We start from the raw sequence: 3399 nt of genomic DNA on the forward strand, positions 1-3399 counted from the left end.
CTCCGGCACCCCGTCGTCCAGCGCCCGCCCCGCGAGTCGTGCGAGCTCCGTGCTGTGGCCGGCTCCGGCGGGGTCCACGAGGAGGATCCGTCGGCCCAGGTGCGGCAGCAGCTCGGTGGGGAGGGCGTGCTCCGGCGCGTTCCCGGCGTCGGCGGGTCCGCGGGAGACCAGGGTGCGGGCGATCGGGAGCGGCGGCAGGGCCGGGACGACCTCCTTGCGGAAACGTTCCGTGAAGGCCGCGTCGTCCGCCGAGAGCGCGTCGGGGGCCTCCCCGGCGAAGCGTTCGTCCAGCTCGGGCGCAGGCGCCCCCGCCGTGACCATCTCGGTCATCCGGGCCACGATCCCGTCGAGCACCCGGTCCAGGGTCTGCCGGTACCGCGGCGCCTGCATGGTCAGCAGCGCCAGCCCCAGCGAGCGGTACTCCGCGGGCCGGCCCGCGGAGAAGACGTCGGCCGTCGCCACCGGCCCCGGCAGCCGCCGCTCGACCGGCTCCCAGACCAGCGGCAGCGCAAGCTGAGGGGCGACCCCGGTCCGGGCCTGCCCCAGGCTCCGGCGCAGCGCCAGCACCGCCCAGTCCCGCTGGGCCGGACCCTCGTTGAAGTACGCCGGACTGCACAGTGCCAGCACGACATCGGCGGTCCCCGTGCCGTACGACCTCTCCTCGCGGCTCCCGTCGGAGGAGGCCGGTGGCACGAGGCGGTGGAACCGCGGGCCCTCCCCGGTCTCCAGACGCCGTCTCAGCTCGTCCAGGAATCTCGCGACCCAGGCCTCGTCCCTGCCGTGCGCATAGCTGACGGCATAGCGGTACACGGGCACCATCTCATCCCCCGTATGTGGCTTGCGTACCTCGTTTCCAGTTTCGCACGAGTCCGGGCGGCCGACCGTGGCACAATCCAGTCCGTCAACTCGTAACTATTAAGGCTTTATTGCCGAATTGTCAGGTACAATGCCCAACGTGTCCGAAGGGGTGCCGCCCCTGGGGAAGAAGCAGGCGAATCTGCTCACCGCCGTCCTGCGGGGGGTGCCTGTCCTGGGACCCGGCAAGGAACCCCGGCCCCTGACCGACACCGACGTCCGCGCCCTCCTCGACACCCTTCCGCCGTGCGCCGACGCGCAGGAGACCGGCGAGGTCAACCGTCTGCGGCCGCGTCTGCTGAACGCGCTCGTCGGCCCCGAGGCCAGACGCTCGGGCTACATCCAGGGCCTCCCCCGGCATGGCGCCGCCCCATTGCTGCGCTCCGCGAGCGAGGCCGTCCGCGCCCCGCTGGTGCTGCGGGTCGTCTACGGCGCCAGCACCACGATCCCGCTCCGGGCCCTCAGCTACGTCCTGCCGGCCGTCCGCATGGCGGGCCGGCTGACCGAGGCCGGCCACCGCGCCCCGCACCTCCAGATCGTGCTGGCCGGCAGCCTCGGCTGCTGGGTCAACGGCCTGTCCCGACCGGCCGTGGCCGAGGAGACGACCCTGCTGACCCGGTGCCTCGGCCTCCTGCTGTCGTCCCTGGTGCCGGGCCGTTTCGGGATCTACGGCACCCTGCCGTCCCGTGACGTCGTCACCGCGCTGGACGACCTGGTGCGCACGCTGACCCCGGCCCGGCGCGCCCGCGTCCTCGAACGCCTCGGCGGCAAGGGCGGCGCCACCGCCGACGAGCAGACCCTGCGCTACGCGGCCGCCCATGTCCTGGTCCACGACCGTGCCGCCATCCCGCTCACCCTCTGCCTGGGCAGTCCGGTGCCGGAGAACGCCGTGGTGATCGACGTCGGCGGTCTCCAGGAGCGCCACTTCCATGACGTACGAAGACTGTTCGCGTCCGGTCCCGCGGGGGGTACCGGTCCCGGGGCGTTGGTGCTGTCCCGGCACTCGGTACCGCCGTACACCATGGCCAGGGGCGGGGACGTCGGACTGCGCGAGTACCTGGCCGACGGGAGTCCGCAGAGCCGGACGCTGGCCTCGGCCGTCCGCCACGACCTGCGGTTGCTGTGGTCGGCGCCGCTGCCCGAGCTGCTGCGTCCGGTCGTCGAAGGGCCGCGGGAACGGCGGGGTCCGGCCGATGAGGTCCTGCCCGACGTCCCGCACCGCACCGCCGACGCCCCGTTCGGACGGGGCGACACCGCCTCGCACCAGGCCGCCGAAGTCCTTCAAGGAGCGACGATTTGACGACCCCCGGCACCCCTGCCCCCCTGTCCTCCGCGGAACTCGCCGCCCAGCTGCGAAGTCTGGGCGTCCGGACCGGCGACATCCTGCTGGTGCACTCGTCGCTGAGGGCGGTCGGGCCGGTACGCGGGGGCGCCCGGGGGGTCGTCGACTCCCTTCTGGAGGTACTCGGTCCGGACGGCACGCTCGTCGCCTACACCCAGACGCCCGACAACTCCGACCCGTCCCGCTGGGCGCTCACCCGTGGCCGTACCGTGCCGGCGTCGGAGTGGGCCCGGCTGCGCGAGACCCTGCCGGCGTTCGATCCGGCGCGGACCCCGAGCTACGGCGTCGGTGTCCTGCCGGAGGAGGTCCGCACCCGGCCCGGGGCGCTGCGCAGCGATCATCCGCAGAGTTCGTTCGCGGCGCTCGGGCCGGCCGCCGCGCGGATCACCGCCGACCATGCCCTGAACTGCCACCTGGGCGAGGAGTCCCCGCTCGCCCGCCTGGAGGAACTGGACGCCCGTGTCCTGCTGCTGGGCGTCGGTTACTCCGTCTGCACGGCCTTCCACCTGGCCGAGTACCGGGTGCCGGGCCTGGGCAGCCGCGACTACGGATGTGCGGTCGCCGACGGATCAGGGAGACGCTGGCACCGCTACCGCGACGTCGACTTCGACACCTCGGACTTCCCGGCGCTGGGCGACGCCTACGAGGCGCTCCCCGACTTCCCGGTCACCCGCGCCCCCGTCGGCACTGCCGACTCCCGCCTGTTCGACCTGGCCCCGGCGGTGTCCTTCGCCGCCAAGTGGCTGACCGAGCATCGGCCGAGGCGGGGGCCGGTGGAGTAGGGAAGGGGGCGATGCCGGAGGGACGCCGGTGTCCGGTCCTGGCGTGCGCTCGGCTTGGGCGGGGCTCCCCGGCACGACTGGGTCTCATCCGGACGAGGGTTGCCGAGGCGACTCGCGCTCGGACCATGCCGGGCGGTGGCTGTGCGGATCCTGCCGGAGCACGCGGACGGCGCGCGTCCGGCAGGGCGCCCAGCCGTCGCCGTGCGCCCGTCGGCTGCGGGAGGTCGCGCACGAGACCCGGATCCGGCAGGGCCGGAGAGGGCGATCGGGGCGGCATCCTGCGGGCTTCCCCTCAGCCGGGCCTCAGCCCTCCGGGGGCACCCCCGGCCCCGGCACTCCTCACGCCCGGTGCCCCGTCATCCGAGCCGCCGAAGCGATCGTCGCCCGAGCCTCCCGCTCCGTGAGACCCGTGTTCAGTGC

At 74.0% G+C, this 3399-nt stretch carries 2 protein-coding genes and 1 pseudogene; 2 read left to right on the forward strand and 1 reads right to left on the reverse strand.

Annotated features, from left to right (window positions below; genetic code table 11):
- Positions 1–819 (reverse strand): annotated as a pseudogene (locus EHS43_RS40495) (toll/interleukin-1 receptor domain-containing protein); the annotation flags it as partial.
- Positions 820–946: 127 nt separating this feature from the next.
- Here EHS43_RS40495 and EHS43_RS40500 point away from each other — a divergent pair.
- Both EHS43_RS40500 and EHS43_RS40505 read left to right on the forward strand, forming a co-directional pair.
- Positions 947–2155, forward strand: a complete 1209-nt coding sequence (locus tag EHS43_RS40500; protein ID WP_260470939.1) for a hypothetical protein — start codon at positions 947–949, stop codon at positions 2153–2155.
- Positions 2152–2979 carry an aminoglycoside N(3)-acetyltransferase gene (locus EHS43_RS40505; protein ID WP_125195536.1) on the forward strand — a complete coding sequence of 276 codons (828 nt, stop codon included), beginning with the start codon at positions 2152–2154 and terminating at the stop codon, positions 2977–2979. Before EHS43_RS40500 ends, EHS43_RS40505 begins: the two co-directional genes overlap by 4 nt.
- Positions 2980–3399 lie beyond the last annotated feature (420 nt).

It is taken from the genome of Streptomyces sp. RP5T, from assembly GCF_003933965.1.
Classification (GTDB): Bacteria; Actinomycetota; Actinomycetes; order Streptomycetales; family Streptomycetaceae; genus Streptomyces.